At 72.4% G+C, this 22042-nt stretch carries 16 protein-coding genes and 1 pseudogene; 10 read left to right on the forward strand and 7 right to left on the reverse strand.

Features of this window, described 5'->3' with window-relative positions; all coding sequences use genetic code 11:
• Nucleotides 1-42: 42 nt before the first annotated feature.
• Genes ABD437_RS32320 through ABD437_RS32335 form a run of 4 tightly spaced genes read right to left on the reverse strand, consistent with a single transcriptional unit; the run spans nucleotide 43 to nucleotide 3929 of the window.
• Entirely contained in the window at nucleotides 43-1263 is a 1221-nt protein-coding gene (locus ABD437_RS32320; protein WP_344652737.1) for an adenylosuccinate synthetase, read from the reverse strand.
• Complete coding sequence (locus ABD437_RS32325; RefSeq protein ID WP_344652738.1) at nucleotides 1260-2228, reverse strand: hypothetical protein; 969 nt, start codon at nucleotides 2226-2228, stop codon at nucleotides 1260-1262. The genes ABD437_RS32320 and ABD437_RS32325 overlap by 4 nt, the downstream gene beginning before the upstream one ends.
• Before the next feature lie 16 nt (nucleotides 2229-2244).
• A complete protein-coding gene (locus tag ABD437_RS32330) occupies nucleotides 2245-3183 on the reverse strand; it encodes a lipopolysaccharide kinase InaA family protein (RefSeq protein ID WP_344652739.1) in 939 nt (312 codons plus the stop codon).
• The gene (locus ABD437_RS32335) at nucleotides 3180-3929 is read right to left on the reverse strand and encodes an NUDIX hydrolase (RefSeq protein WP_344652740.1); all 750 of its coding nucleotides are present in this window, start codon (nucleotides 3927-3929) and stop codon (nucleotides 3180-3182) included. The genes ABD437_RS32330 and ABD437_RS32335 overlap by 4 nt, the downstream gene beginning before the upstream one ends.
• Before the next feature lie 84 nt (nucleotides 3930-4013).
• On the opposite strand from ABD437_RS32335, the gene ABD437_RS32340 reads away from it, so the two are divergent.
• The 10 genes and pseudogenes from ABD437_RS32340 (at nucleotide 4014) to ABD437_RS32385 (ending at nucleotide 18837) form a co-directional block, all read left to right on the forward strand.
• Nucleotides 4014-5123, forward strand: a complete 1110-nt coding sequence (locus ABD437_RS32340) for a glycosyltransferase (protein ID WP_344652741.1) — start codon at nucleotides 4014-4016, stop codon at nucleotides 5121-5123.
• 204 nt (nucleotides 5124-5327) lie between these two features.
• Nucleotides 5328-6998 (forward strand): DUF4331 domain-containing protein, encoded by a 1671-nt coding sequence (locus ABD437_RS32345; protein WP_344652742.1) that lies wholly within the window; start codon nucleotides 5328-5330, stop codon nucleotides 6996-6998.
• A 1241-nt stretch (nucleotides 6999-8239) separates the two neighbouring features.
• Nucleotides 8240-8380: pseudogene (locus ABD437_RS43140) on the forward strand (tetratricopeptide repeat protein); the annotation flags it as partial.
• A 92-nt stretch (nucleotides 8381-8472) separates the two neighbouring features.
• Nucleotides 8473-10176 carry a High-affinity nickel-transporter gene (locus tag ABD437_RS32355; protein ID WP_344652744.1) on the forward strand — a complete coding sequence of 568 codons (1704 nt, stop codon included), beginning with the start codon at nucleotides 8473-8475 and terminating at the stop codon, nucleotides 10174-10176.
• Between the two features lie 198 nt (nucleotides 10177-10374).
• On the forward strand, nucleotides 10375-11451 hold the full coding sequence (locus tag ABD437_RS32360; RefSeq protein ID WP_344652745.1) for an FAD-dependent oxidoreductase: 1077 nt from the start codon (nucleotides 10375-10377) through the stop codon (nucleotides 11449-11451).
• 227 nt (nucleotides 11452-11678) lie between these two features.
• Complete coding sequence (locus ABD437_RS32365) at nucleotides 11679-12152, forward strand: hypothetical protein (RefSeq protein WP_344652746.1); 474 nt, start codon at nucleotides 11679-11681, stop codon at nucleotides 12150-12152.
• Nucleotides 12152-13540 (forward strand): hypothetical protein, encoded by a 1389-nt coding sequence (locus ABD437_RS32370; protein ID WP_344652747.1) that lies wholly within the window; start codon nucleotides 12152-12154, stop codon nucleotides 13538-13540. Before ABD437_RS32365 ends, ABD437_RS32370 begins: the two co-directional genes overlap by 1 nt.
• The gene (locus ABD437_RS32375) at nucleotides 13537-14850 is read left to right on the forward strand and encodes a VWA domain-containing protein (RefSeq protein ID WP_344652748.1); all 1314 of its coding nucleotides are present in this window, start codon (nucleotides 13537-13539) and stop codon (nucleotides 14848-14850) included. The genes ABD437_RS32370 and ABD437_RS32375 overlap by 4 nt, the downstream gene beginning before the upstream one ends.
• A gap of 10 nt (nucleotides 14851-14860) precedes the next feature.
• The gene (locus ABD437_RS32380) at nucleotides 14861-15979 is read left to right on the forward strand and encodes an ATP-binding protein (protein ID WP_344652749.1); all 1119 of its coding nucleotides are present in this window, start codon (nucleotides 14861-14863) and stop codon (nucleotides 15977-15979) included.
• Nucleotides 15976-18837 carry a DUF5682 family protein gene (locus ABD437_RS32385; RefSeq protein WP_344652750.1) on the forward strand — a complete coding sequence of 954 codons (2862 nt, stop codon included), beginning with the start codon at nucleotides 15976-15978 and terminating at the stop codon, nucleotides 18835-18837. Before ABD437_RS32380 ends, ABD437_RS32385 begins: the two co-directional genes overlap by 4 nt.
• A gap of 116 nt (nucleotides 18838-18953) precedes the next feature.
• Here ABD437_RS32385 and ABD437_RS32390 read toward each other — a convergent pair whose 3' ends face one another.
• From ABD437_RS32390 to ABD437_RS32400, 3 genes are read right to left on the reverse strand one after another with little or no spacing between them, the layout of a single operon-like run.
• Nucleotides 18954-19616, reverse strand: a complete 663-nt coding sequence (locus tag ABD437_RS32390; RefSeq protein ID WP_344652751.1) for a vWA domain-containing protein — start codon at nucleotides 19614-19616, stop codon at nucleotides 18954-18956.
• A 24-nt stretch (nucleotides 19617-19640) separates the two neighbouring features.
• Nucleotides 19641-20849, reverse strand: coding sequence for a hypothetical protein (locus ABD437_RS32395; protein WP_344652752.1), 1209 nt, complete (start codon nucleotides 20847-20849; stop codon nucleotides 19641-19643).
• A complete protein-coding gene (locus tag ABD437_RS32400; protein WP_344652753.1) occupies nucleotides 20846-21817 on the reverse strand; it encodes a protein phosphatase 2C domain-containing protein in 972 nt (323 codons plus the stop codon). Before ABD437_RS32400 ends, ABD437_RS32395 begins: the two co-directional genes overlap by 4 nt.
• Nucleotides 21818-22042 lie beyond the last annotated feature (225 nt).

Below are 22042 nucleotides of genomic sequence, written 5' to 3' on the forward strand. Positions count from 1 at the left end.
TCAATGCGGTTCGGCTCTTCACTGCGGACACCTTCGTCCTCGTCAGGCGGTGATCGTGTCCCGGCTGAAGGCCGGCGCACCGCGCGGGGAGTCGGTACCGAGAACCACCGGGACGCCGAGCTCGGACTCGACGGCGGCGGGCCAGTCGTCCGGGCGGTACCGCTCCCCGACGCTGGTGCGCAGCAGCGCGGCGGTGAGGCGCTCCTGGGCCTCGAGATCGCCGCGGCGACCGACCGGGATCCGGTCCAGCTCCCGGTAGGAGGTGCAGATCTCCACCTCCGGCGGCACGTCCAGGTGCGTCACCGCCAGCGCGTCGACCCCGCCGCAGACCTCCACGGCGTAGCGGTGGGCCGGTGCGTCGAAGTGCCCGCGCCGGAACGCGCCCTGCCACTCGCCGGTGCCGTTGTGCGGCTCGGGCAGCCGCAACGAGGGGTCCTCGGTGACGAGCGGCCCGGCGCCGTGCCGGGTGGTGTAGGTCCGGACGACGCCGAGCCGCCGGGCCGGGGCGCCGGCCAGCAGCTCGAGCGCGTTCGCGAACGTGGTGGTGGACCAGGTCGTGTGCGGGTGCCAGCCGAACCACTCGTCGAGCAGCACCCCCTGGGCTCCCTCGAAGACGCACGGACCCCTCCGCAGCGCGTCTCCGAGGAAGCCGGGGCCCACGATCCGGACGGCGTCCCGGAACGCGGCGAACACCGCGAGCACGGCGTCGACGTCGGGCGCGGGAAGCGGACCGACCGCGGCGGTCAGCCGGTCGCGGACCGCGGCCAGCCGCTGCCGGAGCCGCGCCGGATGGAACACGTCGCCGACGCGCGGCGCGTCGCCGGGGTGGGCCAGCGCGTAGGCGACGGTCTCCCCCACGCCGAGCCCGCAGCTGCCGTGCCGGGCGGCACCGCGCCGCCGCTCCCGGACCCGGTTCGCCGCCGCGTGCCACGGCGTGGCGAGCAGGGCGTCCTCGTCGACCGTGAGCAGCGCGAACGGGTCGGGCACGCCGACCGTGACGAGGTGGGCCGCCTCCGCGGCGAGCGCCAGCGGGTCGACGACGACGAACCGGGAGAGGTGGGTGGGCACGCCCCGGAACGTGCCCGCCCCGAACTGGGCGAACGTGTGGTGCCGACCGTCCGGCAGCACCACGTTGTGGGCGGCCTGCGCGCCCCCGTTGAACCGGACGACGGCCTCGACGCCCGGTTCCGCGCAGAGCAGGTCGACCACGCGCCCTTTGCCGGCGTCCCCGTACCCGAGGTCGACGACGATCGTGTGGCTCATAGCCGGACGTTTCCCGACGACCGGCGGGGCGCCGGCAGCGACGCGCGCACCGGGCGCCCCCGCCGGCTCACCGCGCGGCTGAGCGGCATCAGGGCCTTGCCGACGGTCGCGCCCGCCGACGAGCCCAGGTCGGCCAGGTCGGCCAGGCCGGCGTGCAGGTCGACGGCGTCCTCGTTGAGGCCGATCGTGAGCGCGATCGTCTCGCACACCGCGTTCAGGTCCTCGAGCTCGATGACGTTCTCGCCCAGCAGCTCGCGCCAGCGGCGGAGCACGGTGCGGTCGCCGGCGTAGGCCGTGCCCTTGGGCAGCAGGTAGTACACGTGGTACCGGCGGCTCAGCTCGGCGACGATCGCCTCGGTGGCGATGTTCTCGCGCAGGTCGTCGCCGATCACCCGGCGCACCTCGGCGGCCTTGACCGACTCGTACGGCAGCTCGTCGCCGATCAGGAACACGTAGCCGCGGCGGCCGTGCCGGGCGGCGTCGGTGTCGGTGTGCCGGGCCAGGAAGTACATCGCCAGCTCGTACGACTCCTGCATCTGGCCGCCGCCACCGCCCTCCAGCACGATGTTGGCCAGGTCGTCGTCCATCCGGTTGTCGGACTCGAACTGCCCGACCTGCAGCGGGGCCCGGTCACAGGTGGCGTCGCCGACCGCGCCGAACAGCACCTGCGGATCGGTCGCGTACCCCTTGCGCAGCAGCAGGCCGAGCAGCTGGGGCAGCTTGGTCTGCAGCGTCCGCGGCACCCCGCCCATCGACCCGGTGACGTCGAACAGCACCGCGATCGGCGTGCTGCGCGGGTGTTCGTCGCTGTCGCGGCTCTCGCGCTGCCCGACCCCCTGCGGGTCGAGGCTCGCGTGCACCGTGCGTGCGCCGCTGTCGCTGTAGGCGAACGCGCTCTTTCCCGAGGCCGCGCGGTAGTCCGCGGCGGCGGAGTAGACGTCAGTGGACCAGCGTCCGCTTCCCATGATGTGTGCCTCCTCGTCAGGCCGGTAGTGCGAACTTGCGGAACCTGCGCGGCCCGTAAAGGGCCGGCAGAAGTTCGTCGAGCTCCCCCAGCAGGTGCCAGGCGTCGTCGGGGCGCATGCGGGGCGCCTTCAGCCGGCAGCCGTTCGCGAACCGGCGGAGCTCGGCGTGCGCCCGGCCGCCCATCAGCCGGAGCATCAGGCCGGACGCCAGGTACAGGTCGGTGGCCGGTACGGCCGGCTGCTTTCCGAGCACCTCGGGCGGGTAGGCGTCCCGGTACCGCTCCACCAGCGCGGGCACCGCGGCGCCCGGCACCGCCGAGTAGCACCAGTCGACGAGCACGAGCCCGTGGTCGTCGGGGTGGATCAGCACGTGTTCGGGCAGCACCGCCCCGTGCACGATCCCCGCGCGGTGCGCCGCCCCGAGCGCCACCAGCAGCCGGCGCCACATCCAGGCGACGTCACGCGGATCGACACCGTCCGGGTAGGCGCGCGCCACCGTGGCGAGGTCGACGAACCCGTCGCAGCGGTCCAGGACGTTCACCGCGCGGTAGTCGCCGTCGTCCTCGACCACCAGCGTCTCGCGCAGCGACGGGAAGTACGCCCGGTAGCGCCGGTCCTTGGGGCGACGCAGCGCGTCGGCCTCGGCGGCCAGCAGGTCGTTGTCGGCCGGGTCGCGGGCGATCTTCAGCAGGGCGGTGCCGCTGCGGAACAGGTCGGCGAGGTCACCGTCGATCGGCTTCTCTCCCAGCGGGTAGCGCCCGATCGTCGGCCCCCGCGCCTCCCAGAGTTCGGTGAGCCGCGTGAACGCCGACGTCGCGATGCCCTCGCTGCCCAGCGGCGCGACGTCGGGGTGGACGGTCCGGCGCAGCCGGCGGAACGTGTCCTCGGAGTCGAAGAGATCGGCGGGCGACTCGGCGGCGAAGATCGCGAACACCGCGTCCTCGAAGGCGCTCATCGGACCGCCTCCTCGGCGGTGGGCCGCAGCAGCGGCGGGTGCAGCACGCGCGCGTCACCGGCCCGGTAGAGCTTGGCCCGGGGCCCGCCGCGCTCGCCGCCGCGTGCCGTCGTCGTGCCGGTGCCCTCCACGAACCCCGGCACCGACAGCACCTTGCGGTGGAAGTTGCCCGCGTGCAGGTCCTCACCCCAGACCGCCGCGTACACCGCGCGCAGCTCGGCGATCGTGAACTCGGGCCCGACGAACGCGGTGGCCAGCGGCGAGTACTCGAGCTTGGCGCGGGCCCGCTCCAGCCCGTCGGCCAGGATGCGGCCGTGGTCGAACGCCAGGTCCTCGGCGCCCTCCACCGGCTTCCAGACCGCCGCCGCCGCGTCGCCACCGGCCCGGGGGTCGGGCAGGCTCGGCGCGAACGCCAGGTAGGCCACCGACACGACACGCATCCGCGGATCGCGCCCCGGATCGCCGTAGGTCCTCAACTGCTCCAGGTGGACGCGGGACAGGTCGCCGTGGCCGGCGTTGAGACCGGTCTCCTCGGCGAGTTCGCGCAGCGCGGCGTCGTCGAGCGTCTCGGACTTCACGAAGCCACCCGGGAGCGCGAGCCGCCCGGCGAACGGCGCCTCGCCGCGCTCGACCAGCAGCACCTGGAGCGAGCCCTCGCGGATCGTCAGCGCGACGACGTCGACCGTCACCGCGACCGCCGGGAAGTTCCGCGGGTCGTAGGACTCCAGGAAGGTCCGCTCATCCATTCGCTCGCCGTTCTTCTCAGGGTGAGTATTACTCGAACTGAGAAGAACCTAGCACGAGGTGGCCACCGGCGCTACCGTCGTCCAATGCGGATTCTCTTCTCCGGCCGGCCCGCCTACGGGCACCTCTATCCGCTCCTGCCGCTCGCCCGCGCGGCCCGCGACGCCGGGCACCGCGTGACGATCGCGACCGGGCCGACGTTCGTGCCGCAGGTGGCCGAGTTCGGCTTCGACGCCCGTGAGGCCGGCACGTCGATCGGCGTCGCCGAGGCCGAGGCCGTGCAGCGCCACCCCGACGGGCCGGTGGTCGCGGTGATGGCCACGATGTTCGCCGACATCCTGGCCCGCCGCACGCTCGCCGACCTCGGGCCGATGCTCGAGGTCGACCGCCCCGACCTGGTGATCTACGAGATGAGCGACGTCGGTGCGGCCGGCGCCGCCCGGCGTGCCGGCATCCCGGCCGTGTCGGTGACGATCGGCCGCTCGATGCCCGCCGAGGCCCGCGGCTTCGCCGCCCCGTCGTTCGACTGGATCTGGGGCGGCGACGTGCCCGCCGACCCGATGCTCGGCGACGCGTGCCTCGACCTGTGGCCGGCCGGGCTCGCCGACCCGGTCGCGGCCGCGGTGCCCACCCGCTTCCCGCTGCGCCCGGTGCCGTGGAGCGCCCCGGCGCCGCCGTGGACCTCACCGGGCCGGCCCCTGGTGTACCTCACGCTCGGCACCGTGTCGTTCTCCGCCACCGACGTGTTGCGTGCCGCGGTGTCCGGGCTGGCCCGGCTGCCGGTGCGGGTGGTCGTCGCCGTCGGACCGGGCGACCCCGCCGTGCTGGGGCCGGTGCCGGCCAACGTCCAGGTGTTCCGATTCGTCCCCCAGGGACGCGTGCTGGCCGAGGCCGACCTCGTCGTCCACCACGGCGGCAGCGGTACGACGCTCGGCGCGGCGGCGCACGGTCTGCCGCAGCTGGTGCTGCCGCAGGGCGCCGACCAGTTCGTCAACGCCGCGGCACTGGCCGCACAGGGTTCGGGTCTCGAGCTCACCGGCGACGAGGTGACGCCGGAGGTGATCGCCGAGTGCGCCCGGACCCTGCTCGGCGAACCCGTCCACCGCGCCACCGCCCGGACGCTGGCCGCCCAGATCGCCGCGATGCCCCCACCCGCCGCCGTCGTCGCGGACCTGGCCGGGTACGCCACCCGCTGACCCCGGTTGAGGGGTCATCTGACGCGGTATCGGTTGCGTCCGGCAACTCGCAGGTTTGGGCCGGAACTGCCCTGAGCAGCGACAACGCGCGGGTTGCTCACCCAGCGCGATTGTGGTCCACGTCACACAGCTGAGCCTGTGAGGATTCTCAGCCGTCCCCCGGGATGACCACGTTCACGGTTGATCCATCGTGGAGGACCCCGGATGACCAGCACGCCGCAGCGACCATCGAGCACCCCCGAGACGGGGCTGCCACCTTCCGCGCGGCGCACCGCCAACCCGCGCCGGGCCGCCGCGGTGTTCGCCGCCGCCGGCCTCGCTCTCACCTCCGCCATGATCGGTCTCGGACCGGGCAGCGCGCAGGGCTCGAGCCACCGGGAGGCCCCGCTGATCGCCGCGGACCCCGCGGTCGACAACACCGACTTCTACGCGTTCGCGAGCCCGGACACGCCCGGCTCGACGATGCTGATCGCGAACTTCCAGCCGTTCGAGGAGCCCAACGGCGGCCCGAACTTCTACCCGTTCGCGACCGACGCGGCGTACAAGATCAACGTCGACAACGACGGGGACGCGAAGCCGGACGTCGTCTTCCGGTGGACGTTCAAGAACAAGGACAAGCGCGGGAACGACACGTTTCTCTACAACAACGGCGAAGTCACCTCGCTCAACGACGAGAACCTGCTCTTCAAGCAGACGTACACGCTCGACGTCTCGTACGACGGCGGCCGGCGTTACAGCCAGACGATCCTGCGCAACGCCCCGGTCGCCCCGTCGTTCACCGGCAAGGCGTCGATGCCCGACTACAAGAACCTCCGCAAGGAGGCGATCCAGAAGAAGGGCAAGGTCAAGGCGTTCGCCGGCCAGGCCGACGACCCGTTCTTCGCCGACCTGCGCGTGTTCGACCTGCTCTACGGCGGTGACCTGAGCGAGACCGGCCAGGACACGCTGGCCGGCTACAACGTCAACACGATCGCGCTCCAGGTGCCCAACGAGGCCATCGCGCTGAAGAACAAGGTGAACCGCAACCCGGTCGTCGGCCTGTGGTCGACCACCGAGCGCAGCAAGTACCGGCTCTCCGGCGACTCGAAGGCCGGGCTCGACCGCGACACCGTGCAGGTGTCCCGGCTGGGCCAGCCGCTGGTCAACGAGGTCGTACTGCCGGCCGGCCTGAAGGACGCGTTCAACTCGCTCTCCCCGGACAAGGACGCCGACATCGAGGAGGTCGTGGACCGCGTCAACGACCCCGAGCTGCCGAAGCTGATCGAGGCGATCTACAAGATCCCGGCCCCGGACGCCCCGCGTGACGACCTGGTCGAGATCTTCCTGACCGGTCTGAACACCAAGCTCGACGGGCCGATCGAGGTCGACCTCAACTCGCAGCTGCTCAACAAGGACGTCAACGCCAAGCGGTTCCGGGCGTCGGAGATGCTGCGGCTGAACCTCACCACCAAGCACAACCCGAAGCCGAACGTGCTCGGCGTGATCGGTGGCGACACCCAGGGCTTCCCGAACGGCCGCCGCCTCGGTGACGACGTCGTCGACATCGCCATCCAGGTGATGGAGGGCGCCGCGCAGAACGGCAAGCTCGTCGACGCGCTCAAGGACGGCGACAAGGTCAAGTCGAACGACGCGCGCTTCCAGCGCGAGTTCCCGTTCGTCGCGCTGCCGAACGAGGAGGGCGTCAACACCCAGAACGAGGTCACGAACACCTCGAACGTCGCGTTGACCGACCGCCTCGGCCCGACCGGCGTCTCGCTGGTCACGGCCGTCAGCACCACCGCGATCCTGTGCGCGATCGCCGGGTTCGTCGCCTGGTACCGGCGCCGTCCCACCACGGCCACCCTCCCGTCCCGCGCCGGCCGCCGCCGCCGCTGACGAAATCCCCAGGCCGTAGCGTGCCGCCGCCCGTGCTCCATGCGGGCGGCGGCACCTGTCGCGAGGAGACCCGAATGACCCGCACGGCCGCCGCCGGCGCCGACGAGGCCCCGACCGTTCCCGAGGACACCCCGACGCCGTCCGCGGACGGCGATGCGGGTGGGCCGCGGCGGTGGCGTACCGCGGTGCGGGCCGTCGTGGTGGTGGCCGTGCTGGCGGCCGTGCTGGTCGTCGCGGGTGGGATCGTCGGGCTCCGGGAGAAGCCGTCGGCACCCGAGGTCCAGCCCGGCCCGAAGCGGGACACGTCGGCCGCGCTCGACGCCTCGATCGCGTCCGCCCAGGAACGGCTGCGCCGCCTGCCCCGCGACTACGCGACCTGGGCCGCGCTCGGCGGCGCCTACCTGGAGAAGAGCCGGATCACCGCCGACCCGACCTGGTACGCGAAGTCCGAGGGGGCGCTGCGCCGCTCGCTCGAGGAGCGCCCCGCCCCGAACCCGGCCGCGCTCCTCGGCCTCGGCGCGCTCGCCAACGCCCGCCACGACTTCGCCGAGGGACGCCGTTTCGCGCGCGAGGCCCTCGCTCAGAACGCCTACAGCGCCGACGCCTACGGCGTGCTGGCCGACGCCGAGACCCAGCTCGGTCACGCCGACGCCGCCACCGACGCCGTGCAGCACATGCTCGACCTGCGCCCGGCGCTCGCCGCCTACACCCGCGCGTCCTACGACCTCGAACAACACGGTAAGGACGGAGAAGCCGCCGCGCTGATGCGCCGGGCGCTGACGTCCGCCGTGGACCCCGCCGACGCCGCGTTCTGCCACTACCAGCTGGGTGAACTCGCCTGGAACAGCGGCGACCTGGCCGGCGCCGACCGGGAGTACCGGGCCGGGCTCGCCTCCTCCCCCGACTACCTGCCGCTGCTGCAGGGCACCGCGAAGATCGCGGCCGCGCGCGGCGACCTCGACGCGGCCCTGGCCACCTACCGCACGCTCACCCAGCGCTCGCCCACCCCCGGCTACCTGCTGGAGTACGCGGAGCTGCTGCGCTCGGCCGGGCGTGCGGACGAGGCCTCCCAGCAACTGTCGCTGGCCGAGGCGGCCGGGGCGCTGTTCGCGGCCAACGGCGGCTCCGACGACCTCTCGACCGTCTCGCTCGCCCTCGCCCGCGGCAAGCCCGCCGAGGCGCTGGCCGCCGCCCAGCGCGAGTGGAAGCGGCGTCAGTTCTCCGACGTCGCCGACGCGATGGCCCAGGCCCTGCACGCGAACGGACGGCACGCCGAGGCACTGCGCTACGCCGAGAAGGCGTCCGCGCTCGGCGTCCGCAGCGCGCGTTTCCAGTACCACCAGGGGGTCATCCTGGCCGCGCTCGGCCGGTCCGCCGAGGCCCGACGCGCCCTCTCGGGCGCGCTCGCGCTGAACCCGCACTTCTCACCGGTCGAGGCCCCGGCGGCCCGGCGCGCCCTCGCGGAGCTTCCGTCATGAACTTCATTCGGACGTCGTTGAGCCGGGTTCTCGTCGTGGCGCTGGCGTTGGGGGTGGTGCTGGTCTGGTCGGCCGACCCCGCGGACGCCCACCCGCTCGGCAACTTCTCGGTGAACCAGCTCGACGCGCTGACGTTCCGTTCCGACGGCGTGTCGGTGGCGGCCACAGTGGACACCGCGGAGTTGCCGACGCTGCAGGAGAAGTCGGCGGTGGAGCGGTCGGGGCCGTCGGCGTACGCCGCGTCCTCGTGCGCGGCGCTGTCCCGGGCGTTCTCGGTGCGGGTGGACGGCACGGCGGTGCCGTGGACGGTGTCCTCGTCGGCGTTCACCTACGCCCCCGGCTCGGCGGGGTTGCCGACCAGCCGGTTGACCTGTGCGTTCAGCGGCCCGGCCGCGCTGGGGTCGGCGGCGTCGGTGGACGTGCGCAACAGCTACCGGGTGGATCACGTCGGGTGGCGCGAGATCACCGCGGTCGGGGACGGCGTCGGGCTGGTGGACTCACCGCTGCCCACCGCCGACATCAGCGACGGGCTGCGCGCGTACCCGGCGGACCTGCTGAGCTCGCCGCCCGACGTGCGTTCGGCGTCGTTCACGGTGCGGCCGGGCGCGTCGAGCGGGGCGTCGGTGGAGGTGCCCGCGGTGACCGACGGGTCGTTCGTCGCCCGGTGGACGGCGGCGGCCGACGGGGTGCTGCGGTCGCTGGTGGGGCGGGAGTCGCTGACGCCGACGGTGGGGCTGCTGGCGGTGCTGCTGGCGCTGGCGCTGGGCGCCGGGCACGCCGCGCTGCCCGGGCACGGCAAGACCGTGATGGCCGCGTACCTGGCCGGACGGCGGGGACGGCGGCGGGACGCGGTGGTGGTGGGGGCGACGGTGACGGCCACGCATACGGGGGGTGTGCTGGTGCTGGGTTTGGTGCTCACCACGGTGGCGGGGTTGGTCGGGGAGACCGTGCTCGGGTATCTGGGGGTGGTGAGCGGGTTGCTGGTGGCGGCGGTCGGGGTGGGCATGCTCCGCGAAGTCCGCCGTCGTGGGCATTCGCACGGGCATGCGCATTCGCATGCGCATTCGGATGCGGTCGAGGTCGCGCCGGAGCGGGAGCCGGCGTTGGTGGGGGCGGGCGGTTCCGACGATCCGCACGGGTCTTCGCCGTCGGACTCGCACTCGCATTCGCATTCGCATTCGCACGAGCCCGGGCGTTCGCATGGCGAGCGTTCGCATGGCGAACATTCGCAGGGCGAAGGGCATTCGCACGGCGGGGGTTCGCACGGCGAGCATTCGCATGGTGACGGGCATGCGCATTCGCATTCGTTCTGGGGTGGGCATTCGCACTCGCACGGCGAGGGGCACGCGCATTCGCACGGGCCGGCGCGCCCGAGCCGGATGGGCCTGATCGGGATCGGGATCGCCGGTGGCCTGGTGCCGAGCCCGTCGGCGCTGATCATCCTGCTGGGAGCGATCGGCCTCGGCCGGACCTGGTTCGGTGTGCTCCTGGTCGTCGGCTACGGCCTCGGCATGGCCGGCGCCCTCACCGCGGCCGGCCTGGCGCTGATCGTCCTGCAGGAACGGGTCTCCCGCTGGCGCCGCTGGGAGCGCCTCCCCCGCCTCACCGCCCGCTGGTCCGCGGCCGCCCCGCTGGCCACCGCCGCGCTCGTCCTCGTCGTGGGCCTGGGCCTGGCCGGCCGCTCGCTGATCGCGGTCTGAGACACCTCGTCCGGCGGCGCCGCCGCGGACGTGGAACGCGGTGGCCGCCTCGACCACGGACGCGGACGACGACCCGCGGAACCGGTCCAGCCACCGGTCGACCGCACTCAGCGGCACGGGATCGACGGCGGTCCTGGTCCGTCGGGGCGTCCGCGCGGTCGGCGTCGCTCGCCTTGCCCGGCGGCGGACAATGGCGCCGTGCCTGACTACGACGTCGCGATCGTCGGCGCCGGCCCGGCGGGTGCGGCCACCGCGCTCCGCCTGGCCCGCGCGGGCACCCGGGTGCTCCTGCTCGAGCGCTCGCACTTCGAGCGCCCCCGGGTGGGCGAGTCTCTCGCCCCCGAGGTCACTCCCCTGCTCCGCGAACTCGGGGTCGAACCGCCGGCCACCCAGCCGTCCTACGGGGTGCGGAGCCACTGGGGCGGTACCGGGTCGAGCTCGACGCTCACCAACCCGCACGGCACCGGCTGGTACGTCGACCGGGCCGCGTTCGACCGACGGCTGGCCGAATCCGCCGCCGCGGCCGGTGCCGAGCTGCGCCTCGACACCGCCTGTCGCGGCGTCGCCGGGGCCACGAGCTGGACGCTCACGCTGAGCGCAGGTGCGACCACCACGGCGCGGGCGCTCGTCGACGCGACCGGCCGCGCCGCCCGCCTCGGCCGCCACCTCGGCGCCGACCGGCTCGCGTTCGACCGGCTGGTCGCGGTCACCGCGTTCGTCCCCGCGACCGACCCGGGCGGCTTCGGCCTGGTCGAGACCGTGCCCGCGGGCTGGTGCTACTCCGCCCCCGCCGGCGGCGGCCACCTCGTCGCCATGCTGCTGACCGATGCCGACCTGGGCCGCACCGGCTCCCTCACCGCGCCGGAAGAGTGGCGCGCCGCGCTGGGCCCGCACACCACCGCACGCCTCGGCGACGTACCGATCCCCGAACTACGCACGATCTCCGCCGCCAGCCAACGCCTCCACCGCCCACCCCCCACCGGCACCGCGGCGCCGGGCCCGACCTGGCTCGCGGTGGGTGACGCCGCGCTGGCGCAGGACCCGATCACCGGCACCGGCGTCGTCCGGGCGCTCCGCTCGGCGAAGACCGCCGCCGACGTCCTGCTCGGCACCGACCCGCACCGCTTCGCCGCCTACGAAACCGCGCTCGACCAGGAGTGCACCACGTACCTGCACCGCCGCCTGGCCTTCTACGCGGCCGAAACCCGCTGGCCCGAGGCGCCGTTCTGGCAGCGGCGCCTCCGCACGCTCAGCGCGCGCCGAACGTCCGCATGACGTCGTGCACACGCGCCCGGCCCACCAACCGGAGCAGGGCCGGTGCCGGCGCCATCGGCAGCGGTCGCTCGTCGGGCTGCGACACCGCGCCGGCGACGCGGATCGTGGGTGGGCCGAGCGGAACTGTCGCACGCGTGCGATAGGAACTGAGGTGTCCGGGGAGGCCGAAGCCCTGTCGAGGGCTTCCCCCGGCGTGCCCCCGCTCCGAGCCACGGAGGTCCTCACTCGTGCCTGCCCGAAGTACAGCCAGGGTTCTGCCGCCGGTACGGCCGCGCAAACTGGCCAAGGTTCCGTTCGTCGAACTGGCCGACGGCCGTTTGCAGGGTGTCGTGTCGAGCGGCTCCGACATCGAGCGGGTCTACGTCTCGTCGATCGTCGCCGGCACGCTCACCTATCACTGCAGCACCAACAACAACCGGCCCTGCGGCGGTCTGCGCGGCCACCCGTGCAAGCACCTGCTGTCGCTGGCCGACGAGGCGGTGCTCCAGTACGGCTACGAGCGGGTCGGCCGGTACCTCGGCGTCGACCTGGTCGAGGTGCCCGATCAGCGCGTGCTGATGCACCACCTCGGCGGGCACGAGGTGTCCGCGGCCGCCACCGTGTTCAGCCGGTTCCTGCGCCACCTGGCCTACCTCGAGCTCCCCGAGTCGGCCGAGCCGCTTCCCGAGCTGCAGTGGTTCCCCGCCGGGGAGGTGCGCTGATGCTCGCGACGCAGCTCGCCACACTGGTCGGCGGCGCTCCGGCCGGTGTCCCGGAGTCGCTCGACCTGGTCGCCGGGTTCGACGCCTGCCTGGTCTCGGGGCTCGGCCGCCTCGGCGACGACGGGGGCGCCGCGCTGGCCGCGCTGGCCGCCGGTGTCGCGGTGACCCCGCTGGGCGACCGGGCCGCCGAGGCGGCCGCGAAACTCGCCGCCGGCTCGGTCTCCGACGATCAGCTCACGGTCCTCGCGGCCGCCCGCTCCGCGCTGCTGGGCGCGGTGCACGACGGCCTGCTCGACCGGGCCGACACCGCGCTGGGCCGCGCGCGGGCCGAGTGGGCCGACGGCGGCACCGCGCCCGAGGTCCCGCGCAACCTGCTGGAAGGCTGCCGCTCCTGGTTGCGCGAGCTGGCGATCACCGGCTGGCGCGGCGTCGACCACGACCTCGTCTCGTCGTCCGCGCAGGTCCTGGAAGCGATGCTCGCCGACCCGCGGCTGCGCCGGCTGGCCGTGTTGATCGACGGCCTCGCCGCGGAGCTGCGCGCGTCGGTGCCGATCGCCACCATGGACACCCTGCCCGAGCGCCGCTGGGCCGATCTCTGGGCCCGCGCGATGCTGCTCTGCCAGGCCGGCGGCTGGCCCGCGGGTGCGGCCACGACCGTCTCCGGCCGGTTCCTCCTGCTCGGTGTCGACGTCACCGAGCACGCCACCGCGGTCCAGCTCCAGGTGCACGGCCTGCTCGAGGTCCGCGGCGAGACCGCACCGCGCCTGGTGCGCACCAGCGTCGCGGCCGCGAAGGTCGACACGATCGTCGGTCCGGCCATCTGGCCGCTGTTCGACGCGCACCCGGTGCTGATCGCCGCGCTCACCGAGCGGCGTTCGATCGAGTTCACCGACGCGACGCTGCTCGCGAGCGGCGACCTGCTCTGGGCCGACGACCGCGCCGCCGCCGGCGAGGAAGCCGATCCGTTCGTCACCGCGCGGCTCCACCTGGCCGCGGCCACCGCGCCGGCCGTGCCGCCGCTCGACCGGCACCCGGTGCGCCTCGGCGAGCCGGTGCTGGTGGAGAACTACGCGGTCGACGGCGAGGACCTGGTGCTCGACGGTCACCGCCTCCCGCTGGCCCTCGATCGCCTGCCCGCGCTCGGTCCGCTCACCCCCGAGCTGGTCACCGGCTCCACCGCGTGCCTGGGCCTGCTCCGCTGGGACGACGGGCAGTGGTCGGTGCAGCCGCTGGCGATCGTCGCCACGGTGAAACGCAAGCCGGTGCCGATGCACGTCGGCGACTGGGCGTCCGGCCCCACCGACCCGAAGGTGGCGAAGGCGGTGAAGGCCGCCGGTGACACGGTCGCGGTGCTCCGCGAGCGCGCGGGACGGCTGCTGCGCAAATGACCACCGCCGACGAGGACGCGAACCGCCGTCAGGTGCTCTACTGGCGCCTGCTGGCGAAGCTGTTCGACCCGTCCGAGCAGCCCACGCTGGAGACCGCGAGCGCCGCGGTCGTCGACGACATCGGCCTGCCGGTGCAGTTGCTCGACCCGGGGATCTCGGTCGACAACGTGCTGCAGCGCTTCCCCGAGCTCGCCACCGAGATCGACGGGGTGATGAAGCCGGCCGAGGACGAGGCGCGCGACACCGCGGCCGAGGTGCGCCGGGCCGCGATCGCCTCGAAGCTGCTGCTCAACGTGTTCGCCACCGGCAGCGGAAACGTCGCCGCGGGTCAGCTCTCGGCCTGGCAGCAGGACGCCGGCTGGCTGGAGCGGGCGCTCTGCCACCAACCCGGGGAGCTCCGCGGCCGCTCGGACGAGAACGGCCTCGGCGAGACGCTCGCGGAACTCGAGGGCGACCTGATCAAGCGGATGGCGCTGCGCGAGGTGCTCGCCGACCCGTCGCTGGCCGCGAAGCTGACCCCGAGCATGTCGCTGGTCGAGCAGTTGCTGCGCGACAAGTCGAACCTGTCGGGCGTCGCGCTCGCCAACGCCAAGGCGCTGATCCGCCGCTACGTCGACCAGGTCGCCGAGGTGCTGCGCACCCAGGTGGAGAAAGCCACGGTCGGCGCGATCGACCGGTCGGTGCCACCGAAGCGTGTCTTCCGCAACCTCGACGTCAACCGCACGATCTGGAAGAACCTCACCAACTGGAACCCCGAGGACGAGCGGCTCTACGTCGAGCGGCTGTACTACCGGCAGACCGCACGCAAGACGACGCCGTCGCGGCTGATCGTGGTCGTCGACCAGTCCGGGTCGATGGTCGATTCGATGGTCAACTGCACGATCCTCGCGTCGATCTTCGCCGGGCTCCCCCGCGTCGACGTGCACCTGATCGCGTTCGACACCCGCGCGCTCGACCTCACGCCGTGGATCCACGACCCGTTCGAGACGCTGCTGCGCACGAACCTCGGCGGCGGCAACGACGGGCCGGTCGCGATGGCGATGGCCCGGCCGAAGATCGTCGATCCGGCCAACACCGCGATGGTCTGGATCTCCGACTTCTACGAGTTCGGCCAGTCGCAGCCGCTGTTCGAGGGCATTCAGGCCGTCCACCGGTCCGGGGTGAAGTTCATCCCGGTCGGGTCGGTCACCAGTTCCGGCAGCCAGCAGGTCAACCCCTGGTTCAAGGACCGCTTCAAGACCCTCGGCACGCCGGTCGTGTCGGGCCGGATCGACAAGCTCGTGTTCGAGCTCAAGAACTTCCTCACCTGAAGGGCAGCAAATGAACGACATGCTCCGCGCCCCCGCCGAGGTCAAGTACGCGGACGAGCTCGACTGGCTGGAATCGATCGACGACAACCCGAAGCCGTTCTCGTGGCGCCTGTCGCCGAAGATGGTGCGGCTGTTCGTGCTCGGTTCCGAGCGCGCCGACGGGCTCGACCGCCCGGTCGCGCAGAAGTGGTTCGGTGACCGCAGCTTCGTCGAGCGCAGCATCGTCACGCTGGCGTCCGACCGCGGCCTGCTGCTGATCGGCGACCCGGGCACCGGCAAGAGCTGGCTCGCCGAGCTGCTCGCCGCGGCCATCTCCCGGAACTCGACGCTCGTCGTCCAGGGAACCGCGGGCACCACCGAGGACCACATCAAGTATTCGTGGAACGTGTCGCAGGTGATCGCGAAGGGCCAGTCGCCCGAGTCGATGATCCCGTCGCCGATCATGACCGCGATGCAGCGCGGGGTGATCGGGCGGTTCGAGGAACTCACCCGGACGACGTCCGACGTGCAGGACGCGCTGATCTCGATCCTGTCGGAGAAGTACGTGTCGATTCCCGAGTTGAAGGACGACTCGATCAACACGGTGTTCGCCCAGCCCGGCTTCTCGATCATCGCGACCGCGAACAGCCGCGACCGGGGCGTCAACGACCTGTCGTCGGCGCTCAAGCGGCGCTTCAACTTCGTGCGCATCCCGGTGGTGACGAACAAGAAGAGCGAGGCGGAGATCGTGCGGTTCCGCACCACCGAGCTGCTGCGCCGGCACGAGATCGAGCTGGACGTCCCGCCGACGCTGCTCGACATCCTGCTGCAGAGCTTCGCCGATCTGCGTGCCGCGGCCGCGTCGGCCACCAGCGACGACGAGAAGCTGGAGTCGTCGCTGTCCACCGCCGAGCAGATCGGTGTACTGGAGGACGCGATCCTGCACAGCCAGTTCTTCGGCGACCGCGCGCTGCGCTCGCAGACGCTGGCCCGCTCGCTGGTGGGGTCGCTGGCCCGGCGCAGCCCCGAGGACCTCGCGATCCTCAACAAGTACTGGCACGGCACGGTGGAGAAGCGCAGCAAGCAGGACGCCGGGGAGTGGGAAGGCTTCCTCGAGGGCGGCCGCGAGGCGATCGCGACCCTCTCGTGACGCCCTCCCCCGACACTCCCGCCGCCACGACCGGCGCAGTCAGCGCCGTCGGTGGGGCGTTCGCCTCGCTCCGGGAGCAGCTCACCGGGGCCGCCGAGGCCTTCGCGGGCAGCCGGGGCGGTCTCGACGGCATCCTCACCGGGCTCGTGGACGACGTCGATCGGGCGTTGCGTGAGCCGCTCGAGGTCTTCCCGGTGTGTCACCACTCGCCGGCGTCCGCGCTGGCGATGGTGCAGCGGCTGCGCGCGAAGCAGCCCTCGGTGATCTACCTGGAACTCTGCGAGGACCTCGAGCCGCTCCTCATCGAGCTGCGCAACTGCAAGCTCCCGGTCGCGTTGCAGGCCTTCGCGTCCGAGCTCGACGGGCACCCGGAGGGCTGGGCGCCGCTCTCGGTGGTCGCGCCGATCACCGCCGCGTCGGCCGAGTACCAGGCGATCGCCTACGCGCTGGAGACCCCGGGCGTCGAGCTGGTGCTCGTCGACCGCTCCACCGACCACGTCTTCCAGTGGCTCCCCAAGAAACCCGGGAAACCGGAGAACGACGAGGAGGCCGAGCTCCACGGCGACGCGGTCGGCCTGGAGATCGGCGACCTCCGCCCGGGCTTCGCCGAGCTCGAGGAACACCTGCTCCACCACGGCAAGGTCCGGCACTGGTCGGAGTGGTGGGACCAGTACGTGGAGCAACCGCTGGTCGGCGCCGACTACGACACCTACCGCCAGGTCATGGTGCTCATCGGCAGCCTCTTCCGCCGGCTCCGCCCGTCGGACGCCGCGAAGCACGACCGCGACGAGGACCGCGAGCGCTACATGTGGACGCGGATGCGTGAGCACCTGGCGCGCACCGGCACCGACCGGTCGCGGGCGCTGTACGTCTGCGGGGCGTTCCACGCCGCGAGCCACGTCGCGGAGTTCGGCGCCGACGCCGCGCCCACCGATTTCACGATCTCCGAGCGCACCGGAACCAAGTGGCTCTACGGCATGATCCCGTCGAGCCACTCGGCGATCGAAGCGCAGTTCGGCCTGACGCCGGGCTCGGTGTCGATCGCGGCGGCCACCTGGCAGAAGGCCGTCTCGAAGACCGGCGCGAAGCCGTTCGCGCTCGGCGGCAAGGGCGCCCGCTCGGAACGGGCGCTGGCCGACAAGAAGCTCGCCGCGTCTCCGCCCACCCCGGCGCAGACCGAGATCGCGCTGCGCAAGGCGGCGCTGCCGAAGCCGGTCGACAAGCTGTCGGGTTTCCTGTCGCGGCCGCCGAGGCTCGACGACCGCGACGAGGCCGAGCTGCTCGGCTGGTGCGTCGACATCGTGCGGCTGGCCCGGCGCAACGGCTACCTGTCCAGCACCGCCGACGCGATCGCGATCTTCGAGACGTCGATCCTGCTCGCCGGCATGCGCGGGCGGGCCCGGCCGACGCCGTACGACTTCCAGGACGCGGCGATCACGTGCATCGAGAAGGACAGCGTGCCGGGCCGCCGGGACGTCCGGCGCCTCTGCGAGATCCTGCTCGGCGGCGACCGCATCGGCAGCGTCGGGTACTACTCGCTGCCGCCGCTCGCACGGGACGTCTACGACCGGTTGGAGCCGCTCGGGCTCAACCTGGAGGCACGCACGGTCCAGCGTGCGCTGCTCGACCTGGCCGGGCGGCCCGACCTGGTTCCGGCGTCCCGGCTGCTGTGGCGGCTGCGTTACCTGCTGCCGTCGGAGGCGGTCCGCCCGATCATGGGTGAGCGGCGCCTGGGCGAGAAGGCGTCCATCCAGGAGAGCTGGGATCTGGCGATCGGGAAGTACCAGCGGTCGCTGATCGAGCTCGGGTACGAGGGAGTTGCGGTCGAGCAGGTGCTCGAGCAGCGGCTGCGTCAGGGTGTGCGTGCTCCGGAGGCCACCGCGGCCACCGCGCTGGCGGCGGTGGAGGACGCGATCCTCTACCTCGACAGCCCGACGTTCGTGAACGAACTGGGCGCCCGCGCGGTCGAGCTGCTCGGCGCCGAGCGCACGGTCGACGACGCCCCGGCCGTGCTGCGTCGCATCCGGCGGCTGCTGGCGCACTACCGCGCCACCGAGCCGGAGCTGCCCGAGTGGTGCGAGCAGTTCGTCGTCGCCGGGTACGCGCACTACTGCACGCTGCTGCCCACCGCGTTCGTCGACGAGCAGACCGGCGTGCGTCAGGTCGCGGCGATGCTCGGGTTCCTGTTCAGCCTGGAGAGCCTGGCGTTGACGCTCGGCTGCGACCGGGCGCAGCTGGAGCTGGCCGTGGCGCAGTCGCACCCGGAGACCCCGGCGAAACTCGCGCTGGTCTGGGCGGCGAACGTCCAGCTCGGCACGCTCAGCCGGGCCGAGCTGCGCGAGCGGTGCGACGAGCTGCTCGACAACCCGCTGGTGCTGCCGGCGTTCCCGCAGTACCTGAGCGGGTTCGTGCAGGCGCTGGAGCCGGTGCCGAACCTGGCGCCGTTCGTCGTCGAGGTGCTCTCGAAGGCGTTCGGCCGGTTGCCCGACCCGGTGCTGCTGCCGTGGTTGCCGTCCCTGATCACGACCCTGCGCGACCAGGCCGGCGAGCTGGTTCCGGCGCTGGTGCGTGAAGCCGGGCGCACGTTCCCGGGCACGCTCCCCGCGCTCGACGCGTTCGTGCCGCCCTGGGAGGCTCCGCCGCCGGCGGCGTCGTCGCGGCCGGTAGCGAACGGCCCGGTCACCGACCTGCTGCTGGCTCACCCGGCCGGCACCGACGCCTTGGTCGGCGTGCTGGGCCTGGATCCGAGCTGGCCCCGACCGCACACGAGTGCGGGCGGGCCGAGCCCGGCGGTAGCGGCGTTACTGGCCGGGTATCCGGAGTCTGCAGCCGCGCTAGCGGCCCTGTTGCCGGTCTGAGCGGAGCTTCGTGCGACGCGGCCCCGTCGGCGCGGGGCCGCGTCGCGGGGAGGTTCCCCGCGCCGGGGACGACGCGGCTGCCGGAGTACGGGCCGTGTCGCGGCGAGTAGGCGGGCCTATTCGATGATCTCTACCGGCACCGTGCGATAGCCGGGAACTTCAGTCGGGATACGGAACTCGTCCGCTCCGGCCGATTCGACGAGCGTTTTCAGCAGGCTCGTCATCATCGAGACGATGGCTTCCTTCTCTCTCTCCACGTTCACGGCGAGAAAAGCCATTCTGGTCGCAATCTGCCCCAGCACCGCCTCGTTCGCGTCACCGAATCCGTACGAAATGATGTGCGGGTACCGCCGCCAGCCCCGATCGACGAGGGCCGCCAACGGACCGGTCCAGTTCTGGTCCATCGGTTCCCCGTCGGTCAGGATGAAGACCGCCGGGCGCAGCACCGCGCGCCGTCCCCCGGCGTTGAGCTGCTCGACGTCCTGGTCGATCCGCTGCCGGAGCAGGCTGAACAACGGTCCGTAGTTCGTCGAGCCGGAGCACTCGAGGACGGGGATCTCGGTGACGTGCTCGATGTCGGACATCTCGAGAACGACGTGCGGGGCCGTGCTGAACGTCACGACCGAGAGATGTGCGAACTCGGAGACCCGAGGATTGTCGCCGATCACCGTGAAAACGTGCTCGACCGTGTCGTTGAGAAGGTCCTGGTGCGACTCCATCGAGAGCGACGTGTCGATGACCAGATACGTCGGGAGGCATTTGCTTTTGACAGCGGTCATGACGGAAAAACCTTTCGGGCCAGGTCAGAAGAGGGATTTTGCCGAGCACAGTCCGATGAAGACCAGGAGCGCGAGGGCGAGGAGGAACGCTCCGCAGCCGACGACCAGCTGCGACTTGCTCGGTGGCCTCGGTGCCGCCGCACCGGGCGTCGTCATCGGGGCGGATGAGGGCGGTGTGGGCCACGACGCACCGGCCGGGGACCCGGGAGTGGACGGAGGAGGCGCCTCCGGAGGCGAGGACACCGGAACGGAAGACACCGGAACGGAGGTCGCCGGTCGGCGTGGCTTCCACGACACGACACCGGTCGCCGAGCGGTCCGCCCCCGACGAGGTGGCGGTCCCGCTGTTCGCCGACGAACCGGAAGGGGCGGGTTCCGGCCGCAGGGCCGCCAGTAGATCCGCCGCTGACGGCCGGGCTCGCCGATCCGGCGCCGTCAGCATCCCCAGCAGTGTCACCGCCCACGTGTCCGGGACACGACGCATCGCGTCGACGACGTCGGAAACCTCCCGCAGGCCAGTCACACAGCGTGCGACCAGGAGAGCCATCCGGTACCGATCCGTGAACGTGTCCACTGGCCGGGACGTCGGAGTGTGCGGATCGTCGAAGCCCGGCGTGACCACGTGCTTTCGCGGCCCGTAGGAACAACCGTCCAGGTCGATCAAGTACACCGTCTGGTAGATCGGGTGCCAGAACGCGTTCGAGTAGGACCAGTCGGCGTACACGATCCCGAGCCGTTCGAACAGCGCTGCCAGTTGCACGATCCATCCGCAAACGTCAAGCCGGTCCGCGGGCGACTGCGACCGGATCAACCGTTTGGACAGGAAGGTGTCGGGCTTGGCCAGGTAGTCGATAGGCAGGCGGTCGTACCGCTGTGGTTCCTTGCGCGCCTGCGGCGAGAACCACACCACTTTCAGGTCGTCCGGAGCCTCCGGAATCAGCACACCTACGGTCTGCGCCCCGTCGACGACCCGACTCACCGGCCAGGCCGTCGCCACCGAGACGAGGATGCGGTCGGTCTCCGGCAACGCTCCGGGCTGGGCGATAAGCCGGTCCAGCTGCCCGGTGTCCGCGTTCTGCGGGCCCTGCGCGTTGTAGCGTTTGAACAGCGTTTGCCGATCGTCCGGCAGCCGCCAGATGCCTCGGCTCTGACCTCCTCCGTCGAAGTCGGCTTCCGGCGGCAGGACGCCGAGCTCGTGGAGATCGATCACCGGGGGGTAGGACGGCGCCCTCATGCGGGGCGTCCCTCACCACTCGCCGAGCGGCACCAGATCGCCACTGCCGTGCGGTCGTCCTGGCACCCTTTCGCCTCGAAATCGACGTCGAGCAGAAACGATGCCAGCGCAGGCGGTTCTTTCCAGCGCGCGGCGAACCAGGCACTCGCTCCCTCGATCTCGCTGAACGCGTCGGCGACCCCATCCGTGGCCAGCAGCAGGACCGATTGCTCCGGCAGCGCGAACACGAACGCCTTCGCGGTGCTCGGACGGTGCGGCAGATACGAGGAAAGAGCGCTTCCGTCGAAGTCGTCCTTCTCGTTGATGCTCAACGCCTTCCAGGCCCCACCCGTGCTCAACCAGACGGAGGTGTCACCGACGTGGGCGGCCCATCCGCGGCGCGGTGAGCCCGCGTCAGCCGTCGTCGGGATCACGGCGACCGCCAACGTGGTACGCACGTCGTCGGCGGGGATCCCGCGCCGCTGTGCCTCGGTCAGCATGGCGCCGGCGACCCGCGTGAGGAGCGGCTGGACCAGCAGGGACTCCGGCGCCGCGCCCGCGTCCAGCTCTCGCCTCACGAGCGCGACGGCGCTGGCCACTGCCAGTTGGGCCCCCAACTCGGCGCGGGCGCTGTCCGACATGCCATCGGCGACCGCGAGGATCAGGTGGCGACCACCGAGATCCTGGGCAACGCGGTAGGCGTCTTGCCGCACCCGCACGGGCTGGTCGCACCGATGACCGACACCGATCACCGATGCCGCCCGGAGGATCAGGTCTCCCACCTGGGCCTGGTCGGCGGCGACACCCGGGACGGCGGTCGGTTCGGCCGGAAGCAGCCACGGCCGCCGCGCGGCCCGGGACGGCGAGAAGCACGGCGGCATCGCGCCGCCGGAGGCGGTGGGTGCGCTGATCCTCAAGCCGGAAGGCGGCGGGTCGTCACCGATCGCATTCGCAGCCAGGGCCGCCGGATCGGCGTCCTGGCTTCGCACGGACGAGCTTCCCACGGACGATGGCACCCGTTTCTCCGTTCTGCTCGGGGTGGTGGACAGACCGGACACACCAGGGGGCGGCAACAGCAAGCGGAGCGCTGAGCCGTCCACCTGCTCGGCTCGCCGGCGTGGCCGCCGCCACCCCCGGCGGTGCCGGCCCCGCTTCCACGATCCACCGAACCAGCTGTGAACTCGCAGGCTCAGACCGTCGATGGGGCCGGCCGA

This window comes from Cryptosporangium japonicum, from assembly GCF_039524755.1.
GTDB lineage: Bacteria > Actinomycetota > Actinomycetes > Mycobacteriales > Cryptosporangiaceae > Cryptosporangium > Cryptosporangium japonicum.

Excerpts from the sequence above, each read along its gene's own strand:
- ABD437_RS32320 (WP_344652737.1), bottom strand. The coding sequence starts at position 1,263 with ATGAGCCACACGATCGTCGTCGACCTCGGGTACGGGGACGCCGGCAAA.
- ABD437_RS32325 (WP_344652738.1), bottom strand. The coding sequence starts at position 2,228 with ATGGGAAGCGGACGCTGGTCCACTGACGTCTACTCCGCCGCCGCGGAC.
- ABD437_RS32330 (WP_344652739.1), bottom strand. The coding sequence starts at position 3,183 with ATGAGCGCCTTCGAGGACGCGGTGTTCGCGATCTTCGCCGCCGAGTCG.
- ABD437_RS32335 (WP_344652740.1), bottom strand. The coding sequence starts at position 3,929 with ATGGATGAGCGGACCTTCCTGGAGTCCTACGACCCGCGGAACTTCCCG.
- ABD437_RS32340 (WP_344652741.1), top strand. The coding sequence starts at position 4,014 with ATGCGGATTCTCTTCTCCGGCCGGCCCGCCTACGGGCACCTCTATCCG.
- ABD437_RS32345 (WP_344652742.1), top strand. The coding sequence starts at position 5,328 with ATGACCAGCACGCCGCAGCGACCATCGAGCACCCCCGAGACGGGGCTG.
- ABD437_RS32355 (WP_344652744.1), top strand. The coding sequence starts at position 8,473 with ATGAACTTCATTCGGACGTCGTTGAGCCGGGTTCTCGTCGTGGCGCTG.
- ABD437_RS32370 (WP_344652747.1), top strand. The coding sequence starts at position 12,152 with ATGCTCGCGACGCAGCTCGCCACACTGGTCGGCGGCGCTCCGGCCGGT.
- ABD437_RS32375 (WP_344652748.1), top strand. The coding sequence starts at position 13,537 with ATGACCACCGCCGACGAGGACGCGAACCGCCGTCAGGTGCTCTACTGG.
- ABD437_RS32380 (WP_344652749.1), top strand. The coding sequence starts at position 14,861 with ATGAACGACATGCTCCGCGCCCCCGCCGAGGTCAAGTACGCGGACGAG.
- ABD437_RS32390 (WP_344652751.1), bottom strand. The coding sequence starts at position 19,616 with ATGACCGCTGTCAAAAGCAAATGCCTCCCGACGTATCTGGTCATCGAC.
- ABD437_RS32395 (WP_344652752.1), bottom strand. The coding sequence starts at position 20,849 with ATGAGGGCGCCGTCCTACCCCCCGGTGATCGATCTCCACGAGCTCGGC.